Here is a 25302-nt window from a genome sequence, read left to right as displayed (position 1 = left end):
TTCCTTTCGGTTTCGTAAGAGGGTTCAACAGGATCAAGTTTAGGTAAGGGTGACGCAAGCGTCTTGCGGAATTGCGACGGGTTCTATCGGAAGCGGATAGTGCGCTTTGTTTTTGCCCTTTCGGGCGCGGGCTGATTGGTTGGGTGTCGGTATTTTGAGGCTTTTTGGTGGTTCGCTTGCGTTTGGCGTGAAGCACCCGTGATCTTGTCGGTCTATTAGCGTCGCCCCTGCGCGGGGCGGCGGTTACTTTTCTTTGTCTTGCCAAAGAAAAGTAACCAAAAGAAAGGCGCTCGGGGAACACCTGACTTCCCGCAAGGAACGCGTTGACGACGAGCCATGGTCACTCATCGAACCGTTGCCGCCCGGGCGGGCGCCGCGCGATCGCAGATACGCTGGACGCAAACCGGCGCTGGATCGTGCGCTACTCAACGGTATCGTGTTTGTTCTGCGCCCAAGTATCGACTGGAACCTGCGACCGCAGGAGATCGGTTGGGGGTCAGGCACCGGCTGTTGGCGACGGCCGGTTGCATGCACCCGAAGCCTGGCAGCGCATCCACGTGATGCTGCCGGTCGTGCTGCGGCGTCGCGGCCAACTCGATATGGCACGCGCCATCGTCGACAGCGCTTCAGCTCGCACCATGCCGGCGGGAAAAACCGGCCCGAATTCGCCGGATCGGCGCAAGCTCGGCAGCAAGCACGACCTCATCGTCGACGCGCAAGGTTTCCCGTCCGTGTTCATCCTGACCCGCTCGAGGCGCCACGACATCACTCGGCTCGACGCACGGGTGGCCGCAATTCCTCACGTTCGCGGCAAGCACGGACGTCCTCTGCACTAGCCGCATGTCCGCATGTCGGCATGTCGGTCAGGCTCCGAGCCGCATCAGCAGCGCCTGCGAGAGCGCTGCATCACGCCGTTGCTCGCCCAGATCCGCGAGCCCCATCGGAGTGGGCTGGGCAAAACGCCCCGGGTCGTCGAGCGTTCGATTGCTACCCCCACCTGGGCCAGCCGCCGGCAGGTGTGTGGCAGCACGAATACGACACGCTCGACCCGCGCGCAGCCAGCGCGTCAACTGGCTCAACTCCGGCGGCGGCCACTGCTGGCACCACTGCTCGATGAGCGCGAACGGGTCAGCGGCGAACGCGACGGCCCGCACCGCGAAGTCGCGCGCCCGCAAGGCAACCGGCTGTCAGTGCGCCGCTCACCACATTTGAATGCGGATTGGCGGCGAATGGCTGGTGTGCATTTTCAGACATGTCGGAACGAAAAACAGATTGTTCCCATAGCTTGGACAGGCGCGGGGCCGACACACTTGTCGACGTGATGGCCCGGTGGTTTTTGGAGCACGTGTGCCAACTGACGTTGGCACGGCCTGCGCCCTCGAGCGTGCGAGCACGGGTGCGATGTTTCCGAGTGCCGATGCTATGCGCGCGATCACGATTTGAAGGGGTTCTCGACGTCGGAACGGAACCCTAGACCAGCATGCGCGTTACCGCGGTGTGCGCCTGTCCAAAGCGTTTCAAATGAGCGAGATATTCAATGAGCTTGAAAAAACTGTTCTTTCTTTCCGTGTCTGTCTGCAGTTTGTCGAATCCGTGCGTAACGTCGGCGGCTGACCTGAGCGTCAACGGTCATATTCAACCGGGTGGCGCCTGCAGCATTGCGCTGGGCAATGGCGGCACCGTCGACCTTGGCACGCTCTCGCGCAAGGATTTGAAGGAAAGCGATGAAACGATCTTCTGGGGGCACGGCGTCACGCTCGCCGTCGATTGCCAAACACCGGCGAAGGTGGCGATCAAGGCGATCAACAACCGTGAAACTGTGGTCGAAGGGAGATATGGCTCCTTTGGGCTGGGCCCCATCGGCAGCAAAATCCGGTTCCTGATCTATCCGCTCAACCGCGTTGGCGACGGCAAGCCGCTCCTGCATTTGTACAGTGAGGATGGCGGTCAATCTTGGAGAGCAGCAGGCGGGAGTACCGCCACAGCAGGGATATCGCCATCCGACCTTGCCTCCTGGGCGGAAGAAGGCGAAACCCTGCCGCAAGCGTTCCGGACCATCCGTAGCGAACTGGGTTTCCGTGTCGCGCTGCCCGCGCTTCGCGATCTCGACCTGAGCAAGGAAATCGCCCTCGACGGCTCTGCCACGCTGGAGCTGGTTTACCTGTAATAGCCGGCCCTCGCCATCTACCCATTCGGACTCCGATACATTTCATCATGACCATGAAACGCCTGCCCCCCTCCCTGCTCGCCAGCACGCTGCTGCTGAGCGCCGGCCATGTCCTGGCCGGCACCGACCTGAGCGTCACCGGACACATCCAGTCCGGCGCCTGCAACCTGACGCTGAGCAATGGCGGCACCATCGACCTTGGCACGCTCTCGCGCAAGGATCTGAAGGAAAACGAGGAAACGTACCGTTGGCGACGCGACGTCACGCTCGCCCTCGACTGTCAGACACCGGCGAAGGTGGCCATCAAGGCGATCAACAACCGCGAAACTGTTATGGACCCGAAGGTTGATGTGCCGATGTATCAACTGGGCCCCGCCGGCAGCAAGAGCCGGTTCTGGTTTGGGCCGCTCGACCGCTTTGGCGACGGCAAGCCGCTCCTGCAGTTGTACAGTAGTGATGGTGGTCAAACTTGGGGAGCAAGCGACACTGTCACTAGCCTATCGGCGACGATGTATCCATCCAGCCTTACCGCCTGGGCGGAAGAAGGCGAAACCCTGCCGCAAGCCTTCCAGACCATCCGCAGCAAACTGGAATTCAATATCTGGCTGCCTGCGCTTCGCGATCTCGACCTGAGCCAGGAAATCGCCCTCGACGGCTCGGCCACGCTGGAACTGGTTTACCTGTAATGGCCGGCCCTCGCTATCCACCCATTCGGACTCCGAGACATCGCATCATGACCATGAAACGCCTGCTCCCCTCCCTGCTCGCCAGCACGCTGCTGCTGAGCGCCGGCCATGCCCTGGCCGGCTCCGACCTGAGCGTCACCGGACGCATCCAGTCCGGCGCCTGCAACCTCGCGCTGGGCAATGGCGGCACCATCGACCTTGGCACGCTCTCGCGCAAGGATCTGAAGGAAAACGATGAAAAGTCCCTCCACGTCCCCGACGTCACGCTCGCCATCGACTGCCAGACACCGACGAAGGTGGCCATCAAGTCGATCAACAACCGCGAAAATGCGTACGGCGCCTATGGACTGGGCTCCACCGGCAGCAAGGGCTGGTTCACGTTCTTTCCGTTCGAGCGCGTTGGTGACGGCAAGCCGCTCGTGCATTTGCGCCGTCCGGATGGTTTGCCATATTGGCAAACAACTGGTGACACTATCTCCGCATGGTCGATGTCCTCCTCCAGCCTTAACTCCTGGGCGGAAGAAGGTGAAACCCTGCCGCAAGCCTTCCGGACCATCCGTAGCACACTGCGTTTCACTGTCATCCTGCCTCCGGCTCGCGATCTCGACCTGAGCCAAGAAATCGCCCTCGACGGCTCGGCCACGCTGGAGCTGGTTTACCTGTAGTAGCCGGCCCTCGCTACCCACCCATTCGGACTCCGATACATTGCATCATGACCATGAAACGCCTGCTCCCACCCCTGCTTGCCGGCACGCTGCTGCTGAGCGTCGGCCATGCCCTGGCCGGCACCGACCTGAGCGTCACCGGACGCATCCAGTCCGGCGCCTGCAGCCTCGCGCTGGGCAATGGCGGCACCATCGACCTCGGCACGATCATGCGCAAGGATCTGAAGGAAAGCGATCTAACGTACATCTCGCCGCACTACGTCACGCTCGCCATCGACTGCCAGACACCGACGAAGGTGGCCATCAAGGCGGTCAACAACCGCGAAAGTGTGTTCAACTACTACTACGGACTGGGCCCCACCGGCAGCGAGAGCTATTTCTCCTTCGCTCCGTTTCAGCGCTTTGGCGACGGCAAGCGGCTCGTGCAGTTTCTCAGTAGGGATGGCGGTCAACTTTGGATCAAACCCGGTCACCTCGATTACGCATACGAGATGGCTCCATCCACCCTCACCGCTTGGGCGGAAGAGGGCGAAAGCCTGCCGCAAGCCTTCCGAACCATCCGTAGCAATCTGTCCTTCTATATCACCCTGTCCGCGCTTCGCGACCTCGACCTGAGCCAGGAAATCGCCCTCGACGGCTCGGCTACTTTGGAAATCGTGTACCTGTAAAGCACACGTCGTGGACCTATCCGAATGAAAGGGACTTCCCCGTCCCGAGCTGCGGCGGAAACCGCGAGTCGGCATCGAAGTGCCGTGATGGTGTATCGAAACTCGTCAACGCGAATAGGCAGGGAGGTTCATGCCTATAGTCGCCGTCTGGATAGATCGTGCCAAGAAGGTGTTTGCCGTCCTCGACGAGGATCGATTCGTTTGACCGTCCGTGTGAATCTCAACCCGCATTGAACACGGAAATCCTGACACACCCAAACTGGTGCGATCCACTTTGACGACCATGGCACCGGGAAGTCATGCGTTATCCGGGCGCCTTTCTTTTGGTTACTTTTCTTTGGCAAGACAAAGAAAAGAAACCGCCGCTGCCCCGCGCAGGGGCGACGCTAATAGACCGACAAGATCACGGGTGCTTCACGTCAAACGAAAAGCGCACCACCAAAAAATCAATCCTTCGCCCCGCGCTCGACAAGCGCGCCCCCGCGAGGCTCGCCCCCGCCGCCGGTCTGCTTCTCGAGCCATGCCCGTCGATCTTCCCGAGGCGTCACGCCAAACCGCTCACGGTAGGCATTAGAAAAATGCGCAGCAGAAGAAAACCCGCAAGCGAGAGAAACCTGCACAACCGACTTGCTGGTCCGCTGCAACTGCGTGCGAGCCTTGAGCAACCGAAGATTGAGGTAATACTTGGACGGCATCGCCCCGAGATACTGCCGAAAGAGCCGCTCCAGTTGCCGGCGTGAAACGCCAACGAGCTCGGCGATCTCATCGGTGGTCAGCGGATCCTCGACATTGGCTTCCATCAACAGCAAGGCATCGTTCAACCGAGGATGCCGCTCGCCCGGCGCAGTAACGAAAGGAATCCGCTGCCGCTCCTCGCCGCTGCGCAAAGTCCCGGCCCCGAGCGCATCCGCGATCCTCTCGGCGAGGTCCGGTCCATGTTCCCGGCCAATCATGGCCAGCATGAAATCAACGGTAGCCTGCCCCCCGGCACAGGTCGCCCGATCGCGATCGATCTCGAAGATCTGCTGCGTGACGATCGACCGCTCGAACTGTTCGGCGAACTGCTGATATGTCTCCCAGTTCACGCTGACGCGATATCCGGAAAGCTGCCCGGCCATCGCAAGCCACCACACGCCATGATGAATCCCGGTGACGACAGGCGTGCGCTGCCCCACCCTCGCGAGGCTCGCGAGAAACAACCGATAGTCGGCAAACTGCTGAAACCGCTCCGACACGACGATCACCCAGTCACACGCGATCGCATCGTTGAACGCCGCATCGGCGTGCCATTGCGCACCGCCGGCGAGCGGCACGGGCCGCCCGTCCCACGAACACACCTGCCACCGATACAGCAGCCGCCCGTCGATCTCGTTCGCGAGGTTCAGCGCATCGACGATCGGACCCACGCCCGACATCGACACGGGCGGCAATGCAACGATCGCCACCTGCGTCGTGCGGGTGGCGCCTGCGGGACGAGACACCGGTACCACGTTGAAACCTGCCCTGTCGCGTTACTTGAGGCTGCCCGACAGGAACTGCTTCAGCCGCTCGCTCTGCGGACGCACCAGCACTTCCTTCGGATCGCCCTCTTCCTCGGTCCGCCCCTGGTGCAGGAACATCACGTGGTTCGACACGTTGCGCGCGAAACCCATCTCGTGCGTGACGACGATCATCGTGCGGCCTTCTTCCGCCAGCTTCTGCATCACCTTCAGCACTTCGCCCACCAGCTCCGGGTCGAGCGCCGAGGTCGGCTCGTCGAACAGCATCACGTCCGGATGCATCGCGAGCGCCCGTGCAATCGCCACGCGCTGCTGCTGGCCGCCCGAAAGATGCGACGGATACTGCTTTTCGACGCGCGGCGGCAAGCCGACCTTCTCCAGGTACTCGCGCGCCCGCTCCTCGGCTTCCTTCTTCGAAATGCCGAGCACGTGCACCGGCGCTTCCATCACGTTCTCGAGCACGTTCATGTGCGCCCAGAGGTTGAAGTGCTGGAACACCATCGCGAGCTTGGTGCGAATGCGCTGCAACTGCTTGTGATCGGCGACTTCGAGCGCACCGGCGCGGTCGGTCTTCGTGCGCACGGCCTCGCCGTCGACGACGATCTGCCCCGCATTCGGCCGTTCGAGAAAATTGATGCAGCGCAGGAACGTGCTCTTGCCCGAGCCGCTCGCGCCGATGATGCTGATGACGTCGCCGGCCTTCGCGTTCAGCGATACGCCCTTGAGCACTTCGTTGTCACCGTAGCGCTTGTGAATGTCGACCGCGGCAAGCTTGGTGGAAGCGGCAGCGCTCGTTTGAGTGATCTCGGCCAACTGGCTCTCCTCGAAGTGATTCAATGACGGGCGGCTGCAAGATACGCAAGCCAGTGGCGCTCCGCGCGACGAAACGCCGCGACGAGTGCGAACGATACCGCAAGATAGATCAGCGCGGCGATCCCGAACGACTGGAACGCCATATAGGTCGCGGAATTCGCGTCGCGCGCGACCTTCAAAATGTCCGGCACGGTCGCCGTGAACGCGACGGTCGTCGCGTGCAGCATCAGGATCACCTCGTTGCTGTACAGCGGCAGCGCGCGGCGCAGCGCCGACGGCAGGATCACCCGGCGGTACATCGTGAACGGCGACATCCCGTACGCCCGCGCTGCCTCCACTTCACCGTGCGGAATCGCACGGATCGCACCCGCGAAGATCTCCGTGGTGTACGCGCAGGTGTTCAGCGCGAACGCGAGAATCGCGCAGTTGAAGCCGCTGCGGAAGAACGCGTCGAGCAGCGAGTGCGAACGCACGAACTCGAGGCTGTACATGCCCGTGTACAGCAGCAGCAACTGCACGTAGAGCGGCGTGCCGCGGAACACGTACGTGTAGAACCGCACCGGCGTCGACACCCACTTGTTCTTCGACACGCGTGCAACCGCGAGCGGCACCGCGCACACGAAGCCGAGCGAAATCGACGCGACGAGCAGCCACAGCGTCACCGCGAGGCCGGAGAGGCGCTGGCCGTCCCAGTAAAGGAACGCCTGGCCGAATTCCTGGAGGATCTCGATCATAGTTCTGCGTGCCGCACGCCCATGGAATAACGCTTCTCGAGCTGGATCAGCACGAGGTTGGAAACGGTCGTGATCGCGAGATAGATCAGCGCCGCGACGAGGATGAAGAAGAACATGTTGAACGTGCTCTTGCCGGCGTCCTGCGCGGCCTTCACGACGTCCGCGAGGCCGATGATCGACACCAGCGCGGTGGCCTTCACGAGCACCTGCCAGTTGTTCCCGATCCCGGGCAGCGCAAAGCGCATCATCTGAGGAAACATGATCCGCGCGAACACGCGCGCGCCGCTCATCCCGTAGGCCGCACCGGCTTCGAGCTGGCCACGCGGCACCGACAGGAACGCGCCGCGGAACGTCTCGGTGAAGTACGCGCCGTAAATGAAGCCGAGCGTCAGCACGCCGGCCACGAACGGGTCGATGTCGATCTGGTTCCAGCCGACGAAGTCGGTGAACTGGTTCAGCCAGATCTGGATGCTGTAGAACAACAGCAGCATCAGGACGAGATCGGGCACCGAGCGGATCAGCGTCGTATAGCCGGTCGCGATCGCTCGCAGCACCCGGTTGTGCGACAGCTTCGCCACCGCGCCGATCAGCCCCAGCGCCACCGCAGTGGCGAGCGACAGCACCGACAGCTCGATGGTCTGCACGGTGCCGGCCCAGAGGACAGGACCAAAGCCGTAAAGGAACACGCGCGTCTCCAGAGTTGGAATGGATGCCGACGCGTCTGCCTGTCCCGCGCCGGGCTGACGCGGATAGTCGCAAGCGAAATTGATTGTCTCAAATCACCTGATACGCGATTGCTGCGTCGCAGCAATCCGTTCCACCATTTGCAACTCCGGCCTACATCGCTGTTTCAAAAGGAAAAAAGCCGCTCCCTGACAACCGGATAACGTGCAGGGAAGCGGACTTTTTGCAATTTTCCGGTCGCTTTTTCGATATAGCGCCGAAGACGGCTGCGGCTGCGCTTACCGCCCTTTCAGGATGTCGGAGCGCGAAGTCGTATAGACAAGCCCGTCCGGGCCGAAATGGACGTTGAAGAATGCGTCGGTGTTGACGCCGTCCTCGAGCCAGCGCCAGCTCCAGACGATCTCGGGCTTGAGCGGATACTGCGCGATGTCGCCGGGCTTGCCGAGCAGGCGCCGAACCTCGTCCTCGTTCATCCCCGGGCGCACCTTCGCGAAATTCTCGGCGGTCAGCACCTGTGTGGCGCCCGTATAGCGGCCGTTAGCGTCGAGGTCGACGAACCACGTCTGGTTGCCCATCGGGCCGCGCGGGTATTCGAGCCGCTTCGAGCCGTCGGTGAAGTCGCGCTCGGTCTCGGGCTTGCCCATCGTGCCGCGCACGTCGGCCTCGGTCGATTCGCCGACCTTCAGCCCCTTCAGTAGCAGCGGCGCGGGCTTGATCGCGTTGAAGAAATCCCTGATACGTTGCACGTCGAGGTTGCCTTGCTTGTCGTCGCAGCCGGTCAGCGCCAGCGCGGCGGCCAGCATCGTCACGGGAAGCAGCCGGAAACGGAAATTCATCGGAAGAAATGCGCGTCGAGAAAACACGCGGCAAGGATACCCGTGCGACGCCAAAAGCGCGAGACGGGCGCGCGGCCCGTCTCGTGATCAATGCATCGTTTCGGTTTCGGTCTCGGCCACGCGGCGCTGCGCTTGCGGCGCGCGCGGCACGGCCGGCGGCGCACCAACGCGGCGCCGCGTACGCACGAGTTCGGCCAGTTGCCACGAACCGAGCGCCAGGCAGCCGAACAGCACCTCGCGGCCGCGTTTGACCAGCGCGAGCGACAGTGCCGTCTCGCGGTCGACGCCGAACATCTGCGCGAGCAGCACGACGGTCGCCTCCTGCACGCCGAGGCCGCCCGGCACCATGAACGCCGCATGGCGTACGGCCTGCGTCATCGCCTCGATCGCGATCGCGCCGCCGATCGACACCGGATGGCCGAGCAGCGCGAGCGCCCAGTAGATTTCGAGCGCGCCGAGCACGTAGCCGCCCAGTTGCCAGAAGAATGCGCTGAACAGCAGGCCCGTGCGCGACATCAACCCGTCGATGTCGGCATCGAGCCGCTTGCCGTCGACGCCCTGCAGAAGCCGGTGCGAATCGCCGAGCAGGCGGCCCGCGAAACGCTCGATCGCATGGAAGATCCCGCCGCGGCGCATCAGCACGACGCCGAGCACCGGCAGCGGCAGCGTGAGCAGCAGCGCGAGGCCGATCGTGCCGCCGCCCATGTTGTCCGTCGTCGCGAGCAGCAGCACGAGGCCGAGCGCCGCGAACGCATACTGGACGACGATCGTCACGAGCACCTCGACGATCACCGATGCCGTCACGCGGCTCGCGTCCGGCACCTGCCAGCGCGCGAGCCGGATGCCGACCAGCTCGCCGCCGATCCCGACCACGGGCAGCAGCCGGTTCACCGCTTCGCGCACGGTCGCGATCCACCACAGGAACGGCAGCGACGAGCGCTTGTCGAGCAGCAGGTGCCACGCGTAGGCGTCGAGCAGCAGCGGCAGCGCATGGAACGGCACGAGCCACAGCAGCGCGTAACCGGCGCGCGCGAGCATCTGCGACACGTCGCCGATGCCTTCGTGCAGCCCCAGCGCGAGCAGGATGCCGATGCCGAGCGGCCAGCCGAGCCATTTGATCCACTTGGTCATGACGGCTGCGCTCCCGGTGCGCGCGACGCCGGCGCGCCGCGTCGTGCGGCGGGCTGGCCGAACACGTCGGCAAAGCCGCCGGTCGCGACGCCCGCGGCCTTCAGCGCGGCCGCGACGCGCGGCGACAGCAGCGCATCGAGTTCGTCCACCGGACGGTAGCCGGCCATCGTCGGCGTGATCGGGCCGTCGCCGGCCTCGGCCGGATGGCAGTAGATCTCGCCGACGCCCGGCGGCAGCTTGGCGAGCGCGTCGAGCAGCACGGCCTCGTCCATCGCGCCCGTATGCTCGATGCCGACCACGTAGTCGTTGTGCGCAAGCCCGGCACGGTCGAGCCGTGCGCGCACGAGCGCGATCCACGGCTTGAGCAGCGCGGGCGCGCTGGTCTCGTACGGCAGCCGCACCGCGCGCAGCCCGTAGTCGCGGCCGATCTCGATGATCATCGACAGCACGGTCGGATGCAGATGGAAATGCTTGTGCGCGTTCACGTGGTCGAGCGGCAGCCCGCTCGCCGCGAACGCGTCGAACTGCGCGCGAATCTCGCGGCGCAGCTGCGCCCGCACGTGCGGCAGGAAGAAGAAGCGACAGCCGTCCTTCGCCATCGCATCGCCGAACCGCCCGTCGGGGCCGACGAGCGCGGGAACCTCATGCGCGGGCAGCGTGGCCGGCCCGTCCGCGAGCACCAGATGCAGGCCGACCGCGAGCGACGGCAGCCGCCGCGCGCGTTCGATCGCATCTTGCGCCGCCGGCGCGCCGACCATCAGGCTGGCGGCGTTCAGCACGCCGTCGCGGTGCGCGCGCTCGACCGCCGCGTTGACGCGCGGGTGCAGCCCGAAGTCGTCCGCGGTGAAGATCAGCGCCCGCGCCGCCGGCTGCGTCGCCACGAATCAGGCCTCGTGCGCGCGCAGGAAGCGGAAGAACTCGACGCCTTCGCGCAGACGGCGCTTCATCATGTCCCAGCTCGTCAGCATCTCGCGGACGATTTCCCAGATCTTCGACGGGCGGAAATAGAACTGGCGATAGAACTGCTCGAGATGGTGATAGATCTCGTCGCGCGACAGGTGTTCATAGCCGATCGCGGCGAGCTGCACGCCTTCCTTGCTGACCAGGTTGATGGTCTTGTTCTCTTCCATCCAGCCGTTTTCCACGGCCTGCTTGTAGAGCGTCGTGCCCGGATACGGCGCGGCGAGCGACACCTGGATCGTGTGCGGATTGATTTCCTTCGCGTACTCGATCGTCTTCTTGATGGTCTCCTGCGTCTCGCCCGGCAGGCCGAGGATGAAGGTGCCGTGGATCTTGATGCCGAGCTTCTTGCAGTCCGCGCTGAAGCGGCGCGCGAAATCGGTGCGCACGCCCTTCTTGATGTTCACGAGGATCTGGTCGTCGCCGGATTCGAAGCCGACCAGCAGCAGGCGCAGGCCGTTTTCCTTCATGACCTTCAGCGTCTTGTACGGCACGTTCGCCTTCGCGTTGCACGACCACGTCATGCCGAGCTTGCCCAGGCCGATGGCGATCGCTTCGGCGCGCGGCAGGTCGTCGGTGAAGGTGTCGTCGTCGAACATCAGTTCCTTCACTTCCGGCATGTTGTCGCGGATCCACTTCGCTTCCGCGAGCACGTTCTCGACCGAGCGCGTGCGGTAGCGATGGCCGCTGACCGTCTGCGGCCACAGGCAGAACGTGCAGCGCGACTTGCAGCCGCGGCCCGTGTAGATCGACACGTACGGATAGTTCAGGTAGCCGATGAAGTAGTTGTCGATCTTCAGGTCGCGCTTGTAGACGGGCGCGACGAACGGCAGTTCGTCCATGTTCTCGAGGATCGGACGCGCTTCGTTGTGCTCGATCGAGCCGTCCTTCGCGCGCCAGCTCAAGCCCTTGATCTCCGGGAACGGCTTGCCCTCGGCGATTTCCTTGCAGGTGTAGTCGAATTCCTCGCGGCACACGAAGTCGATTGCCTCGCTCGCCGTGAGCGAGTTGTGCGGATCGACCATCACCTTCGCGCCGACCATGCCGACCAGCATCGACGGCTTCATCTTCTTCAGGTCCTGCGCGAACATCGCGTCGGTCGGGAACGACGGCGTGCTCGTGTGGATGATCACGAGGTCGTAGTCGTTCGCGATCTTCAGCGTTTCCTCGACCGACAGGCCGTCGGCCGGTGCGTCGACGACGCGGCTGCCCGGCACGAGCGCGGCCGGCTGCGCGAGCCACGTCGGATACCAGAAGGAACGGATTTCGCGCTTTGCCTGGTAGCGCGAGCCGGCTCCGCCGTCGAAGCCGTCATACGAAGGGGCCTGCAAGAACAGCGTTTTCATGAATGCTCCGGTAGCCTGCATAGTTCGATTCGTCACAACGATTCAGTCAAAAAACCGCGGGCCGCCCTGCCGGCGCCCGCCTCTCTGTCATGTCGCGCCGCGCGGACTCGCCGCGCAGCGCGTCTCGGCCCTCGGGCCGGGTTCGGTCGGAACGGCCTAGCGGCCGTCCACTGCTTCCACTGCCGCCGCCGCACGTTCGCCGCCGACGACCGTCATCCTCGCACCGCGCCACACCACATGCGTGCCGAACGCGGCCACGAGCCATTCGAGCGCCAGCAGCGTGTCGCGCACCGCGACGAGCGGCAGGTCGCGCCAGAACGCGCGCCAGCCGTCCTCGCCGCGCGCGTGCAGGACGAGCCGCCCGAACGCGCCCACCACGGCCGCCCAGCCCGCCAGCGAGCCGGCGAAGGTGCCGTCGAGGCGCAGCGCGAGCGTCGCGCCGATTGCGAGCCACGGCACGGTAAACGTAATGAACAGGAACGCGAAGCCGGCCGGGTTCAGCGAGCGGATCGTGCGCAGCCAGCGCGTCTCGCGGTGCCACAGCGGCCCGAACGACGGCTCGATCACGTCGGTCGCGACCTCGACCTCCGACAGCACGGTGCGTCGCCCGAGGCGGCGCGGCAGCTCGGCCAGCCAGAAATCGTCGGCCAGTTCGTCCTTCAGCGCGGGAAAGCCGCCGATCCGGTCGAGCGTGTCGCGCGTCAACGCGAGCGTGGCGCCGAAGCCGAAGCGGCTCGAGCGGCCGAGGTGCGTGATCCGGACCGACGGCGCGAACCATGCGTCGACGAACTGCGCGCCGATCCGCGTCCAGAACCCGCCGACACTGCGCGCATGATACAGGCACGTGACGACACCGACCGACACGTCGGCGAGCGGCGCCGTCACGCGCTCCAGATAGTCGGGCTTCACCGCGATGTCGCTGTCCGCGATCACGATGCGGCCGTACTTCGCGCGCTCGGCGAGGTTGATCAGGTTGCTGACCTTCAGGTTCTTGCCGTGCACGCGCGCATCGACCACGAGCGTGATGTCGCACTCGGGATAATCGGCGCGCAGCCGTTCGACCACGGCAATCGCCGGATCGGCCGCCGATGCGACGCCGAACAGCACTTCATACCGCGGATGGCGCTGCTCGCAGAACGTCGAGAGGTTTTCGTACAGGTGCGGCTCCGCGCCGCACAGCGGCTTGAGCACGCTGACCGGCTCGAAGCCGTCGCGCGCGGCCGTGCGCGGCGTACGCGGCCGCGGCGCGAACGCCGCGACGAGCGCATAGCCGGCCGCAGCCAGCGTGAATACGATCAGGAGCCAGTCGAGCATCGTTGCGGTTGCCGTCATGCGCGACGCCTCCCGGCGACCTGAACGCCATGGAGAATGCGTGAGCGTGATTGAGCGTGATTCGGTATTCCGGCAACGGCGAACGCGGGCACGACCCGACTCCTTGTTCCAGCAGCGTCTGTGTATGAGGGAGGCTCGACCCATCCTGTGGGTATGGCCATGCCCGGCTTCGCGTGGTGCATTTCCGCGCGACACCCGGACGGGATACGGGAAGACGCGTATGGCTACCTTCGGCACAACATGGGCAGGCGCCGGATTTTAGCAGCCTGCGGCACCCTGCGCTCGGCACTACGAGAAACGGACTGGTGCAATTCCGGCAAAGCTGCGCAGACTGCGAACCATTTGGCTGCATCCGCGTCGACATTAGCGTAAGCGGTTTGCAGGCGTATTGCAGTCTTGAAAATCAAACGTTTCGTGCAGATTTGTACGTCGATGCGGATTCACACCCAATCGACGTAAAGATCGGTAATTAATCGGCGATTAGATTGATTTTCGCAACAATCACCGAATTCGACCCGGCACCCCTGAAAGGCGCATGGGTATCGGGCCGCCTCCAGCACGTTCCGGAACCCTTTGGCAAAATCCTTGGCATTTGTTGCGTCAGCGCATCACCGCGCGCGCCCCTTTCGAAGGCCATCCGATGACTCCGTTTTCCGTACTCGATCTCGCCCCCATTCCGGCCGGCGCCGACGCTTCCCAGGCATTCCGCAATACCGTCGATCTCGCGCAGCATGCGGAACGCTGGGGTTACCGGCGCTACTGGCTCGCCGAGCATCACAACATGCCCGGCATCGCGAGCGCGGCGACGGCCGTCGTGATCGGCCATGTCGCGGGCGCCACGCGGACGATCCGGGTCGGGTCCGGCGGCATCATGCTGCCGAACCATGCGCCGCTCGTGATCGCCGAGCAGTTCGGCACGCTCGCGTCGCTGTATCCGGGGCGCATCGACCTCGGCCTCGGCCGCGCGCCCGGCACCGACCAGACCACGTCGCGCGCGCTGCGCCGCGACCTGATCGGCAGCGCCGACTCGTTTCCGGATGATGTCGCCGAGCTGCAGCGCTACTTCGCGGAGCCGGTGCCCGGCCAGCGCGTGCGCGCGGTGCCCGGCGCAGGGCTCGACGTGCCCGTGTGGCTGCTCGGCTCGAGCCTGTTCAGCGCCCAGCTCGCCGCGATGCTCGGGCTGCCGTTCGCGTTCGCTTCGCACTTCGCGCCGGATTACCTGATGCGCGCGCTCGAGATCTATCGTGCGCAGTACCGGCCGTCGGACGCATGGCCGAAGCCGCATGCGATGGTCGGCGTCAACGTGTTCGTCGCCGACACCGACGACGAGGCGCGGCGCCTGTTCACGTCGCTGCAGCAGCAGTTCATCAACCTGCGGCGCGGCACGCCGGGCAAGCTGCCGCCGCCGGTCGACGTGCTCGAGGCGAACGAGCTCGAACTCGCGACGGTTGCGCATTCGCTGTCGTTCGCCGCCGTCGGCTCGCGCGACACGGTGCGCGACAAGCTGCGCGACCGCATCGCGCAGACGGGCGCCGACGAGCTGATCGTCACCGCACAGATCTACGATCACGCGGCACGGCTGCGCTCGTTCGAATTGACCGCGCAGATCCGCGACGAGCTCGCGAGCGAAACGCGCTGACGGCGCACGCCCGGGCCGCCCGCGGCCGGCCCCGCATCACTGCGGGCGCACGGCCTCCAGCCCGTCGAGCAGCGCCTTGTGGAACGCGTCCGGATCCTGTATCTGCGGCGCGTGCCCGAGCGCCGGGAACTCGACGAGTTGCGCGCCGGGAATCGCCGCCTGCGTGCGCTTCGCGAGTTCCGGGTAGCGGCCGAGCTTCGCATGCACGTCGGGCGGCGAAACGTCCTTGCCGATCGCGGTCGTGTCCTTGTCGCCGATCATCAGCAGCGTCGGCACGCGGATCGCGCCGAGTTCATAGACCACTGGCTGCGTGAGGATCATGTCGTAGATCAGCGCGGAGTTCCATGCGACCGCGTCGCGACCGGCGCCACGGTACATCCCGGCCAGCATCTGCACCCAGCGCTCGTACGACGGCGACCACTTGCCCGCGTAGTACGTGCCCTGCTCGTAGCGGCGGATGCCGTCGGCCGTGGTCTTCAGTTCGCGCGCATACCAGTAGTCGACCGGCAGCGGCGGCACGCCGAGCGCCTTCCAGTCCTCGAGGCCGATCGGGTTCACGAGCACGAGCTGGTCGGTCGCCTTCGGATACATCAGTGCGTAGCGCATCGCGAGCATCCCGCCCGTCGAGTGGCCGACGATCGTCGCCGACTTTACCCCCACCGCTTCGAGCAGCGCGTGCGTATTGCGTGCAAGCTGCTGGAAGCTGTACTGGTAGCGATCGGGCTTCGACGACTTGCAGAAGCCGATCTGGTCCGGCGCAATCACGCGATAGCCGGCGCGGCTCAGCACGCCGATCGTGTCCTCCCAGGTCGCCGCGCAGAAGTTCTTCCCGTGCAGCAGCACGACGGTGCGGCCGTTCGGGTGGGCCGGCTGCACGTCGAGGTAGGCCATCTCGAGGGTTTCGCGCTGTGACACGAACGTGTAGAGATGCACGGGCGCCGGATAGGTGAACCCTTCCAGGCGCGGGCCATACACGGGCCCGTCGTTGCCGGCGGGCGATGCGGCGGCCGCCATGGCAGGCAGGGCGCACGCAACGGCGACACCCGCGCCGAGCACGGCAGCGCGCGCGACGAACAACATCTTGCGAATCGAAAGCATGGCGATCACGGTGATTGGAGACGCACGCGGGCGGCCGGGCCGCCTCGCGCCCCGCGATTCTACGCGGTCGCGCTGACGACGGCGCGCAACACTCCGGGGCCGCGCGACTTACGCGCGCGCGACGAACTCGGGTATCGTGTGACGTGACCCTGAAACGCGTGCAGGCGATTCCCATGAAAAACGTCCTCAGCATTCAGTCGCACGTCATCTACGGCCATGCCGGCAACAGTGCGGCCGTGTTCCCGATGCAGCGCCTCGGCGTCAACGTCTGGCCGCTCAATACCGTGCAGTTGTCGAATCACATGCAGTACGGTCACTGGGCCGGCAGCGCGATCGATGCCGCGAAGATGGAGCAGCTCGTCGACGGCATCGCCGCGATCGGCGCACTCAAGCGCTGCGACGCCGTGCTGTCCGGGTTCCTCGGCTCGCCGCCGCAGGCGCGTGCGGCTGTCGAGATCGTCCGCTCGGTGAAGGCGATGAACCCGAACGCGTGGTACTTCTGCGATCCGGCGATGGGCCAGACGGGCGGCATCCGGCCCGAGCCCGGCGTCGAGGAGTTCATCGTCCAGGAAATGCCGGCGCTCGCGGACGGCATGTCACCGAACCACACCGAACTGCAGAAGCTCGCCGGGCGGCGTATCGAAACCGTCGCCGAAGCCGTCGAAGCCTGCCGCTCGCTGATCCGCCGCGGACCGCAGATCATCCTCGTCAAGCACCTGCACGACCGCAACAGCCCCGCCGATCGTTTCAACATGCTCGCGGTCACCGAAACCGAAGCATGGATCGGCCAGCGCCCGCTGTATGCGTTTCCGCGCCATCCGGTCGGCGTCGGCGACCTGACCAGCGCGATCTTCGTCGCATGCCGGCTGCGCGGCGACTCCGTGCGCGCGGCGTTCGAGCACACGCTCGCGGCCGTGCATGCGGTCGTGAAGGCCACCTACGATGCGCGCCGCTACGAGCTCGAACTCGTCGCCGCGCAGGACGAAATCGCGCGCCCGAGCGAATGGTTCGGCGCGTGGGTCACGGACGCCTGACACGCCGGCATCGCCTTCCGCTTTACCGGTGCGCCTCCCGCACCGCATTCCCGCCTCATCCCTGCCGCACCGCGACTGCTGCGAATGGATGTCCTGACGCCGCTGCGATATCGCTTCGACGCGAATGCAAACGTTTCCGGACTTCACATGAATGACACCGATTCCTCGCTATGCTCGCGGCGGCACCACCCGGCGCAGCCGCATCCTGCGACCCGGGCGCGCCCTTCCAGCAGGTCCTGCCAATCGGCTCCCCCCTTTATCACACGATAACGACCATGACCCGATCGAACCGTCGTGACTTCCTGCGCGTCGCTGCCGGCACCGCCGGCGCCGCCGCGCTGAACCTGTTCCCCCCGGTGATTCGCGATGCGCTTGCGATTCCCGCGAACCGCCGCACCGGCACCATCCGCGATATCGAACACATCGTGATCCTGATGCAGGAGAACCGCTCGTTCGACCACTACTTCGGCACGATGCGCGGTGTCCGCGGCTTTGGTGACCCGCGTCCGCTGCGCCTCGCGAACGGCAAGTCGGTGTTCCACCAGCCGGTCGGCCCGGCCGAGCTGCTGCCGTTCCACCCGGGCGCGGACAAGCTCGGCCTGCAGTTCCTGCAGGACCTGCCGCACGGCTGGCAGGACATGCACGCCGCCTGGAACAAGGGCCGCTACGACCAGTGGGTGCCGAACAAGGGCACCACGACGATGGCGTACCTGAAGCGCGACGACATCCCGTTCCACTACCAGCTCGCCGACGCGTTCACGATCTGCGACGCGTACCACTGCGCGATCCCGAGCTCGACCGACCCGAACCGCTACTACATGTGGACCGGCTACGTCGGCAACGACGGCACGGGCGGCGGCCCGGTGCTCGGCAACGAGGAAGCGGGCTACGGCTGGACGACCTATCCGGAAGTGCTGGAGAACGCCGGCGTGTCGTGGAAGATCTACCAGGACGTCGGTACCGGCCTGAACGCCGCCGGGTCGTGGGGCTGGACGCAGAACCCGTACATCGGCAACTACGGCGACAACTCGCTGCTCTACTTCAACCAGTACCGCAACGCGCTGCCCGGCACGCCGCTGTACGACAAGGCGCGCACCGGCACCAACATCAGCGCGGGCGGCACGCTGTTCGACGTGCTGCAGCAGGACGTGAAGAACGGCACGCTGCCGCAGGTGTCGTGGATCTGCGCGCCGGAAGCGTATTCCGAGCATCCGAACTGGCCGGCGAACTACGGCGCGTGGTACATCGAACAGGTACTGCAAGTGCTCGTGTCGAATCCGGAGGTGTGGAGCAAGACCGCGCTCTTCATCACGTACGACGAAAACGACGGCTTCTTCGACCACGTGCCGCCGCCGTTCGCGCCGCAGTCGCGCGACAACGGGCTGTCGACGGTCGCGACGACCAACGAGGTGTTCCCCGGCGACGCATCGCACATGGCCGGCCCGTACGGGCTCGGGCCGCGCGTGCCGATGCTCGTCGTGTCGCCGTGGACGAAGGGCGGCTGGGTCTGCTCGCAGACCTACGATCACACGTCGCTGCTGCAATTCATCGAAGCGCGTTTCGGCGCGCAATACCCGGTCAAGGCCGGCAACATCTCGCCGTGGCGCCGCACGGTGTGCGGCGACCTGACCGCCGCGTTCGATTTCGCGACGGCCGATGCCGGCTGGCCGACGCTGCCGGACACGAGCGGCTATGCGCCGCCTGACCGGCTGCGCCATCCCGACTACATCCCGGTGCCGCCGGTGCTGCAGAAGCTGCCGAAGCAGGAGGCCGGGCTGCGTCCGGCGCGCGCGCTGCCGTACGAGCTGTTCGTGCATGGCCGCGTCGAATCGGTGAACGGCCAGTTCCGGCTGACCTTCGCGAACACGGGCCGGGCAGGCGCCGCGTTCCAGGTGCAGTCGCGCAATCGCCTCGACGGCCCGTGGGCGTACACGGTCGAAGCCGGCAAGCGGATCGCCGACACGTGGAGCGCCGCGGCGTCGCTCGGCCTGTACGACCTCGACGTGTACGGCCCGAACGGCTTCTACTGCCATTTCCGCGGCCCGTTCGCGACCGGCGTCGGCAGCGCGAACGTGAACCCCGAGGTGATCTACGGCTACGACGTCGCGAACGGCAACATCACGCTGCGCCTGATGAACCGCGGCCACAAGGCCGTGCGGCTCAAGGTCACGAACGCGTACGACCACGGCCGCGCGCGCACGTTCGACCTCGCGCCGGGCCAGCAGGTCGACGACTACTGGGATCTGCGCGGCAGCCACGGCTGGTACGACCTGACCGTCAGCGACGGCCGCCTGCTCGGCTTCCTGCGCCGCTTCGCGGGCCACGTCGAAACCGGCCGCCCGAGCACCAGTGATCCGCTGATCCGCACGCACGCATCGCACGACGATGCCGAAGCCGCATCGGACGCCCTGTCCGACTGACGGCATCCCCTGCGCGGCGCGGCCCCGGCGGGCCGCGCCGCCTTCCCGCCCCTCGCTCCCTCCTCTCCACCCGCTCCGTTCGCGACGGGAAACTCCCGATACCGGCTGCCCCCGCTCGCGCGGAAGCTATGCGCAAATCCGCACCGAATGCGCGGCGAATCGCCAAGACCCGGGCATATCGGCGACCTATATATCGAGGCGATCGGGGCGCTTCTTCGCGGAGCCCGACGGGAGATTCTTCCGAGGATAACGATGCCGACCTCCCCGCCCGATTCCGAGAAGCGGTCGAACCGCCCGCCCGTCGCACGCGTCCGGCCCGCCCGAGCGCATGCGGTACTCACTCGCACGTGTCGAACAAGAGGAACAACATGAAATTCCGTCATTCCCTGCTGTCGGTGTCGATTGCATCCGCGCTTGCCCTCCTCTCGCAACAGGCCGCCCAGGCCGCCGATTCGACCGACGTGAAGGTCGGCTTCGCCGCGCCGCTCACGGGCGTGAACGCCGGTTACGGCAAGGACCTGCAGAACGGCGTGCAGCTCGCGCTCGACGACGCCGTCGCGCAGAAGGTGCAGATCGCCGGCAAGCCTGCCCACTTCAACCTCGTCGTGCAGGACGACCAGGCCGACCCGCGCATCGGCGTGCAGGCCGCGCAGGCGCTCGTCGACCAAAACGTGTCGGTCGTGGTCGGCCACTTCAACTCGGGGACGACGATTCCGGCGTCGGTGGTCTACGACAAGGCCGGCATCCCGGTGATCGATCCGGCCGCGACCAACCCGACGCTCACCGCGCGCGGGCTCGCGAACATGTTCATGGTGATCGCGACCGACGGCCAGAACGCCGGCAATGCGGGCAAGTACGCGGTCGACGTGACGAAGGCGAAGCGCATCGCGATCATCGACGACCGCACCGCGTTCGGCCAGGGCGAGGCCGACGAGTTCGAGAAGGCCGTGAAGGCCGCAGGCGGCAACCTCATCGGCCGCGAGTTCACCAGCAACCAGGCGGTCGACTTCCGCGCGCAGATCACGAGCCTGAAGGCGAAGAACCCCGACCTGATCTTCTTCGGCGGCCTCGATTCGCTCGCCGCGAACTTCATCAAGCAGATGCGCCAGCTCGGGCTGAACGCGCAGTTCGTCGGCGGCGGCGGCGTGAAGGACAACGAGTTCATCAAGATCGCGGGCCCGGCCGCCGAAGGTGCGATGGCGTGGGAATACGGCCGGCCGCTCGACGAGTTGCCGCAAGGGAAGGATTTCGAACAGCGTTTCAAGAAGCGCTTCGGCGTCGACGTGCTGTCGTACGCGCAGTTCGGCTACGACGCGGCGTGGGCGGCGATCAAGGCGATGCAGGCGGCCGGCTCGATCGACCCGAAGGTCTATCGCCCGGCGCTGAAGAAGATCGACTTCGAAGGTGTCACCGGCCGCATCTCGTTCGCGAACGACGGCTCGCTGAAGAGCGGGATGTCGACGTTGTACCAGGTGAAGAACGGCGCGTGGAAGACGATCACGACGAAGGGAGGCTGATCGGAGGTGCCGGCGGCCGGCGGCGGCAACGCCGCCCGGCCCCGGTGATCGATGAATGGATATCGACCTTGTATGACGACTGATGTTAGGGCGATTCGACCGGGCCGGCGGCACGGCGGGCCGCGCGGCCCGGTGCGTCAGCCGGCCTCGGCCTCCGCCGCCTCGTGCGCGCGGCGCAGCCGCTCGCGGCTGTTGGTGAGGTGCGTGCGCATCGCGGCGCGCGCCGCTTCCGGGTCGTGGCGCGCGATCGCCTCGTAGATATCCTCGTGCTCGTGGTTCAGCCGGCCGACGTAGCGCTCCAGATCGTCGCCGGCAAAGCGGGCCGAATTCACGCGCGTGCGCGGGATGATCGACGTGCCGAGCTGCGTCATGATGTCGACGAAATAGCGGTTGCCGGTGGACTGCGCGATCTGCAGGTGGAACTGGAAGTCGAGCTGCGCCGTGTCGCGGCCGCCGCCCGCCCCCGATGCGATCGCGTCGAGCGCGCGCCGCAGCGCGGCCAGGTCGGTATCGTTCGCGCGTTGCGCGGCAAGGCTCGCGCATTCGCTCTCGAGGCTGATGCGCAGTTCCAGCACCGCGAGCACGTCGCGCAGCGTCGTGATCGTCGCCGGGTCGATGCCGAGCGTCTGGCGGCGCGACGGCTCCAGCACGAAGCTGCCGATGCCGTGGCGCGTCTCGATGAGGCCGCTCGCCTGCATCCGCGAGATCGCCTCGCGCACGACCGTCCGGCTCACGCCCTGCGCCGCCATGACTTCGGTTTCGGTCGGCAGCTTGTCGCCGGGACGCAGCGCGCCGTTTTCGATCTGCGCGGTCAGCGCGTCGACGACATCTTGTGCGAGGCTGCGTGCGCGACGGCGCGGCGCTGCGGGAAGCGTAGGCACGGACATGAGGCCGGTTCCTTTTTGAATGATCGTAATGTGGGCCGAGGGTTTACGCGGGGTTTGAGCGAAAGCCGATGATTCATTATACTGCGTCACAAGTCATCCGACGACTGATGATCGAAACACGGATCTCCTGTCGACTCAAGCGAGCATTCCTGCGTCGCCCGGTCCCATGCTTTACGATCAGCCAGCGTTCGCGTTCCGCGCTCCGCTGGTCAGGTTGTCGCTCCCACCCCGTTTCGGGTTGCGTCGACCTGCGGGGCTTGCGCGCCGCGCACGTCGGTTGTCGAATGATCGCACCTCCCGTCGCGCGCGGCAAAGCATTTGCCGCACGGCATTGCCCACCCTTTCGCCATCGCCGCCCATGAACGCCGTCACTGCCTCGCCCTCCCACGACACGCCGCGTATCGTCGACCTGCAAGCGATTCCGGTCGCCGGCCACGACAGCATGCTGCTCAACCTGAGCGGCGCACACGGCCCGTTCTTCACCCGCAACCTCGTGATCCTGAAGGACAGCGCGGGCCGCACCGGCGTCGGCGAAGTCCCCGGCGGCGAAAGCATCCGCCGCACGCTCGACGATGCGCGCGCGCTCGTCGTCGGCCAGCCGGTCGGCAATTACCACGCGGTGCTCAACGACGTGCGGCGCACCTTCGCCGACCGCGACGCGAGCGGCCGCGGGCTGCAAACCTTCGACCTGCGCACGACGATCCACGCGGTCACCGCGCTCGAAGCCGCGCTGCTCGACCTGCTCGGCCAGCATCTCGGCGTGCCGGTCGCCGCGCTGCTTGGCGAGGGCCAGCAGCGCGAGCGCGTCGAAATGCTCGGCTACCTGTTCTACATCGGTGACCGCACGAAGACCGCGCTCGCCTACCGCGACGGCAGCGGCGCGACCGACGACTGGACGCGCGTGCGCGACGAAGCCGCGCTGACGCCCGAGGCTGTCGTGCGGCTAGCCGAGGCAGCACATGCGCGCTACGGCTTCAACGACTTCAAGCTGAAGGGCGGCGTATTCGAAGGCGCGAGCGAGATCGAGGCCGTGACGGCGCTCGCCGAGCGCTTCCCCGACGCGCGCGTGACGCTCGACCCGAACGGTGCGTGGTCGCTCGACGAGGCCGTGCGGCTGTGCCGCGACCAGCATCATGTGCTCGCGTACGCGGAAGATCCGTGCGGCGCGGAGAACGGCTACTCGGGCCGCGAGGTGATGGCCGAATTCCGCCGCGCGACGGGGCTGCCGACCGCCACCAACATGATTGCGACCGACTGGCGGCAAATGGGTCACGCGGTGCAGCTGCAGGCCGTCGACATCCCGCTCGCCGATCCGCACTTCTGGACGATGCAGGGTTCGGTGCGCGTCGCGCAGATGTGCCGCGACTGGGGCCTTACGTGGGGCTCGCATTCGAACAACCACTTCGACGTGTCGCTCGCGATGTTCACGCACGTCGCGGCCGCCGCGCCGGGCCAGGTCACCGCGATCGACACGCACTGGATCTGGCAGGACGGCGAGCGGCTGACGCGCGAACCGCTGAAGATCGAGAACGGGCTGGTCGAGGTGCCGAAGCGGCCGGGGCTCGGCATCGATATCGACATGGATGCCGTCGCGGTCGCGCACGAGCTGTACAAGCAGCACGGACTCGGTGCCCGTGACGACGCGGCGGCGATGCAGTATTTGATTCCGGGGTGGACCTTCAACAACAAGCGCCCCTGCCTCGTGCGCTGAGTGCGGGACGGACCGGGCGGCAGGGTCGCCCGGTCGAGCCTGGACCGCACCTGCCCGGGCAGGCCTAGCCCGCCACGCCTAGCCGGCCGCGCCTAGCCGGCCAGCCCAATCCCCCGCGCCATCCCCGACGCGGCGAACACGATGACGATCACCAGCACCGCCTGCCAATGGCCGATCCGCACATAGGTGCGCGCACGGTCGAGATCGGGCATCTGCTGCTGCCGCGCGGCGGCGCGCCACCGGATCAGCCCGAGCATCGGCACGACCTCAAGCAGCAGGATCAGCACGAGCGCGGTCATCTTCAGGTGAAAGAGCGGTTCGTGCAGGTAATACGCGGAACCCTTCTCGAAACCGCCGAACGCACGCATCAGGCCCGTCACGATCAGCACGAGCGCCGATAGCCCCCACGCGGCATCCGCCTTGAATACGCCGGGCAAATCAGCCGCCTGCGCCGACGCGACGAGCCGGCGCAACGCGCGGTTACGCCCCGCGATCGCGGCAAACGCGACGCCGAACGCACTCAGGTGAATGGCAGCCAGCAACCAGCGGACGATCATCACGCCTCCTTGTCGCCCGCCTGCCGCGCGCGGGACTTGTCAGACGATCTGTTTGAGCGCGGCGTCGAGCGCGAGCACCGCGACGCGGTCGCCTTCGGTCGCGAGCGGCGCACGCATGACGATCTGCCGGTTATGGCCGACGGCCGCCGGCGAATCCCACAGCAGTTCGACCTTCGGTCGATTGAAGAAGCTGCCGCGGCGCGGCGGCACGACGGCCGGCTGTGCGTCCGCTGCACCCTCGGCTGCGGCAGGCGCCGCCCGGCCGGGCCAGCGCACCGACAGTTCGCGCGCATCGTACTGGCCGACCTTGCGGCTTTCCATCCACACGATTGCAGTGCGCGTCAGCACGTCGAGCGAAATCGCATAACGGCCGACCGCGAAGCGGCGGGCAGCCACGTTGGTCCGCCACAGCGGCCGCGGGCGGCAGATCCACACGATCGCCGCATAAAGCGCCGGCGCGGCGACGAGCCAGCCGTTGGTCGCCGTCACCGCATGCAGCGCGAGGCGCCAGCCGTCCACCCAGACGAACATGCCGATCGACCACACGGCGAACAGGAAACCGATCAGCGCAAAGACGCGCAGTGCCTGGCGCAGCCACTGCGGCAGCGGATGGAACGGCCGTTCGGCGCGCGCGACGGCGCCCGGCAGCGCGAGCAACAGGAAGATCAGCAGGAGGTAGACGAAGGCCCAGGGCGACGACACCATCGCCGACAGCGACGAGCGGTAGCCCATCTGGGACATCGAGAACAGCCAGCGCGCGAGCAGCACGAGACCGATCGCACGCAACGCGAAGATCACACCGGCGCCGGGGGCCGGCGCTGCGCGCGTGGATTTCGTTCTCGCCAAGACTGCTCTCCTCTGGATATTCGTGCGGGGCCGGATTTCACGGCACGGCCATTATAGGGACATTACCGTCTG

General features: G+C 66.1%; 22 protein-coding genes and 1 pseudogene. 10 read left to right on the top strand and 13 right to left on the bottom strand.

The window, feature by feature from the left end:
* Positions 1-301 precede the first annotated feature (301 nt).
* The 5 genes and pseudogenes from LXE91_RS10810 to LXE91_RS10790 all read left to right on the top strand — a co-directional run.
* A pseudogene (locus LXE91_RS10810) lies at positions 302-989 on the top strand (transposase); the annotation flags it as partial.
* A gap of 548 nt (positions 990-1537) precedes the next feature.
* Positions 1538-2167: a DUF1120 domain-containing protein gene (locus LXE91_RS10805; RefSeq protein ID WP_039348257.1), complete on the top strand. Its 630-nt coding sequence runs from the start codon at positions 1538-1540 to the stop codon at positions 2165-2167.
* Between the two features lie 47 nt (positions 2168-2214).
* The gene (locus LXE91_RS10800) at positions 2215-2853 is read left to right on the top strand and encodes a DUF1120 domain-containing protein (RefSeq protein ID WP_039348259.1); all 639 of its coding nucleotides are present in this window, start codon (positions 2215-2217) and stop codon (positions 2851-2853) included.
* Positions 2854-2900: 47 nt separating this feature from the next.
* Complete coding sequence (locus LXE91_RS10795) at positions 2901-3518, top strand: DUF1120 domain-containing protein (protein ID WP_046196592.1); 618 nt, start codon at positions 2901-2903, stop codon at positions 3516-3518.
* A 47-nt stretch (positions 3519-3565) separates the two neighbouring features.
* The gene (locus tag LXE91_RS10790; protein WP_046196593.1) at positions 3566-4186 is read left to right on the top strand and encodes a DUF1120 domain-containing protein; all 621 of its coding nucleotides are present in this window, start codon (positions 3566-3568) and stop codon (positions 4184-4186) included.
* Positions 4187-4632: 446 nt separating this feature from the next.
* Here the strand turns inward: LXE91_RS10790 and LXE91_RS10785 are convergent, their stop codons facing one another.
* The 9 genes from LXE91_RS10785 to hpnI form a co-directional block, all read right to left on the bottom strand.
* On the bottom strand, positions 4633-5676 hold the full coding sequence (locus LXE91_RS10785; RefSeq protein ID WP_039348267.1) for a GlxA family transcriptional regulator: 1044 nt from the start codon (positions 5674-5676) through the stop codon (positions 4633-4635).
* Positions 5677-5697: 21 nt separating this feature from the next.
* A complete protein-coding gene (locus LXE91_RS10780; RefSeq protein ID WP_039348269.1) occupies positions 5698-6498 on the bottom strand; it encodes an ABC transporter ATP-binding protein in 801 nt (266 codons plus the stop codon).
* Positions 6499-6518: 20 nt separating this feature from the next.
* A complete protein-coding gene (locus LXE91_RS10775) occupies positions 6519-7232 on the bottom strand; it encodes an ABC transporter permease (RefSeq protein WP_011351456.1) in 714 nt (237 codons plus the stop codon).
* Positions 7229-7918 carry an ABC transporter permease gene (locus LXE91_RS10770; RefSeq protein ID WP_039348273.1) on the bottom strand — a complete coding sequence of 230 codons (690 nt, stop codon included), beginning with the start codon at positions 7916-7918 and terminating at the stop codon, positions 7229-7231. Before LXE91_RS10770 ends, LXE91_RS10775 begins: the two co-directional genes overlap by 4 nt.
* 276 nt (positions 7919-8194) lie before the next feature.
* On the bottom strand, positions 8195-8752 hold the full coding sequence (locus LXE91_RS10765; RefSeq protein WP_011351454.1) for a hypothetical protein: 558 nt from the start codon (positions 8750-8752) through the stop codon (positions 8195-8197).
* Between the two features lie 87 nt (positions 8753-8839).
* Positions 8840-9883, bottom strand: a complete 1044-nt coding sequence (locus tag LXE91_RS10760) for a lysylphosphatidylglycerol synthase domain-containing protein (RefSeq protein ID WP_039348276.1) — start codon at positions 9881-9883, stop codon at positions 8840-8842.
* A complete protein-coding gene (gene hpnK, locus LXE91_RS10755) occupies positions 9880-10764 on the bottom strand; it encodes a hopanoid biosynthesis-associated protein HpnK (RefSeq protein WP_039348278.1) in 885 nt (294 codons plus the stop codon). The genes LXE91_RS10760 and hpnK overlap by 4 nt, the downstream gene beginning before the upstream one ends.
* Before the next feature lie 3 nt (positions 10765-10767).
* Positions 10768-12210, bottom strand: a complete 1443-nt coding sequence (gene hpnJ, locus LXE91_RS10750) for a hopanoid biosynthesis associated radical SAM protein HpnJ (RefSeq protein WP_306453768.1) — start codon at positions 12208-12210, stop codon at positions 10768-10770.
* Positions 12211-12345: 135 nt separating this feature from the next.
* Positions 12346-13521: a bacteriohopanetetrol glucosamine biosynthesis glycosyltransferase HpnI gene (gene hpnI, locus LXE91_RS10745; protein WP_039348284.1), complete on the bottom strand. Its 1176-nt coding sequence runs from the start codon at positions 13519-13521 to the stop codon at positions 12346-12348.
* Between the two features lie 640 nt (positions 13522-14161).
* On the opposite strand from hpnI, the gene LXE91_RS10740 reads away from it, so the two are divergent.
* Positions 14162-15160, top strand: a complete 999-nt coding sequence (locus LXE91_RS10740; RefSeq protein WP_039348464.1) for an LLM class flavin-dependent oxidoreductase — start codon at positions 14162-14164, stop codon at positions 15158-15160.
* A gap of 36 nt (positions 15161-15196) precedes the next feature.
* On the opposite strand, the gene LXE91_RS10735 is transcribed toward LXE91_RS10740, so the two are convergent.
* Complete coding sequence (locus LXE91_RS10735; protein WP_039348467.1) at positions 15197-16258, bottom strand: alpha/beta fold hydrolase; 1062 nt, start codon at positions 16256-16258, stop codon at positions 15197-15199.
* Positions 16259-16431: 173 nt separating this feature from the next.
* Between LXE91_RS10735 and pdxY the strand changes: the two genes are divergently transcribed.
* The 3 genes from pdxY (at position 16432) to LXE91_RS10720 (ending at position 21229) form a co-directional block, all read left to right on the top strand.
* Positions 16432-17292 (top strand): pyridoxal kinase PdxY, encoded by an 861-nt coding sequence (pdxY, locus tag LXE91_RS10730; protein WP_039348286.1) that lies wholly within the window; start codon positions 16432-16434, stop codon positions 17290-17292.
* A 275-nt stretch (positions 17293-17567) separates the two neighbouring features.
* Positions 17568-19712 (top strand): phosphocholine-specific phospholipase C, encoded by a 2145-nt coding sequence (locus LXE91_RS10725; protein ID WP_039348288.1) that lies wholly within the window; start codon positions 17568-17570, stop codon positions 19710-19712.
* A gap of 368 nt (positions 19713-20080) precedes the next feature.
* Positions 20081-21229 (top strand): branched-chain amino acid ABC transporter substrate-binding protein, encoded by a 1149-nt coding sequence (locus LXE91_RS10720; protein WP_039348291.1) that lies wholly within the window; start codon positions 20081-20083, stop codon positions 21227-21229.
* 137 nt (positions 21230-21366) lie between these two features.
* Here the strand turns inward: LXE91_RS10720 and LXE91_RS10715 are convergent, their stop codons facing one another.
* The gene (locus LXE91_RS10715) at positions 21367-22116 is read right to left on the bottom strand and encodes a FadR/GntR family transcriptional regulator (RefSeq protein WP_039348294.1); all 750 of its coding nucleotides are present in this window, start codon (positions 22114-22116) and stop codon (positions 21367-21369) included.
* A gap of 358 nt (positions 22117-22474) precedes the next feature.
* Here LXE91_RS10715 and gudD point away from each other — a divergent pair, with 358 nt between their 5' ends.
* The gene (gudD, locus tag LXE91_RS10710) at positions 22475-23827 is read left to right on the top strand and encodes a glucarate dehydratase (protein WP_039348297.1); all 1353 of its coding nucleotides are present in this window, start codon (positions 22475-22477) and stop codon (positions 23825-23827) included.
* A gap of 92 nt (positions 23828-23919) precedes the next feature.
* Here gudD and LXE91_RS10705 read toward each other — a convergent pair whose 3' ends face one another.
* Positions 23920-24384 (bottom strand): DUF2214 family protein, encoded by a 465-nt coding sequence (locus tag LXE91_RS10705; protein ID WP_039348300.1) that lies wholly within the window; start codon positions 24382-24384, stop codon positions 23920-23922.
* A 39-nt stretch (positions 24385-24423) separates the two neighbouring features.
* Complete coding sequence (locus LXE91_RS10700; RefSeq protein WP_039348303.1) at positions 24424-25230, bottom strand: hypothetical protein; 807 nt, start codon at positions 25228-25230, stop codon at positions 24424-24426.
* Positions 25231-25302: the final 72 nt, after the last annotated feature.

This window comes from Burkholderia contaminans (genome assembly GCF_029633825.1).
GTDB lineage: Bacteria > Pseudomonadota > Gammaproteobacteria > Burkholderiales > Burkholderiaceae > Burkholderia > Burkholderia contaminans.
The sequence above is the reverse complement of the archived record's forward strand: the minus strand, read 5'-3'. Positions and strand labels throughout refer to the sequence as shown.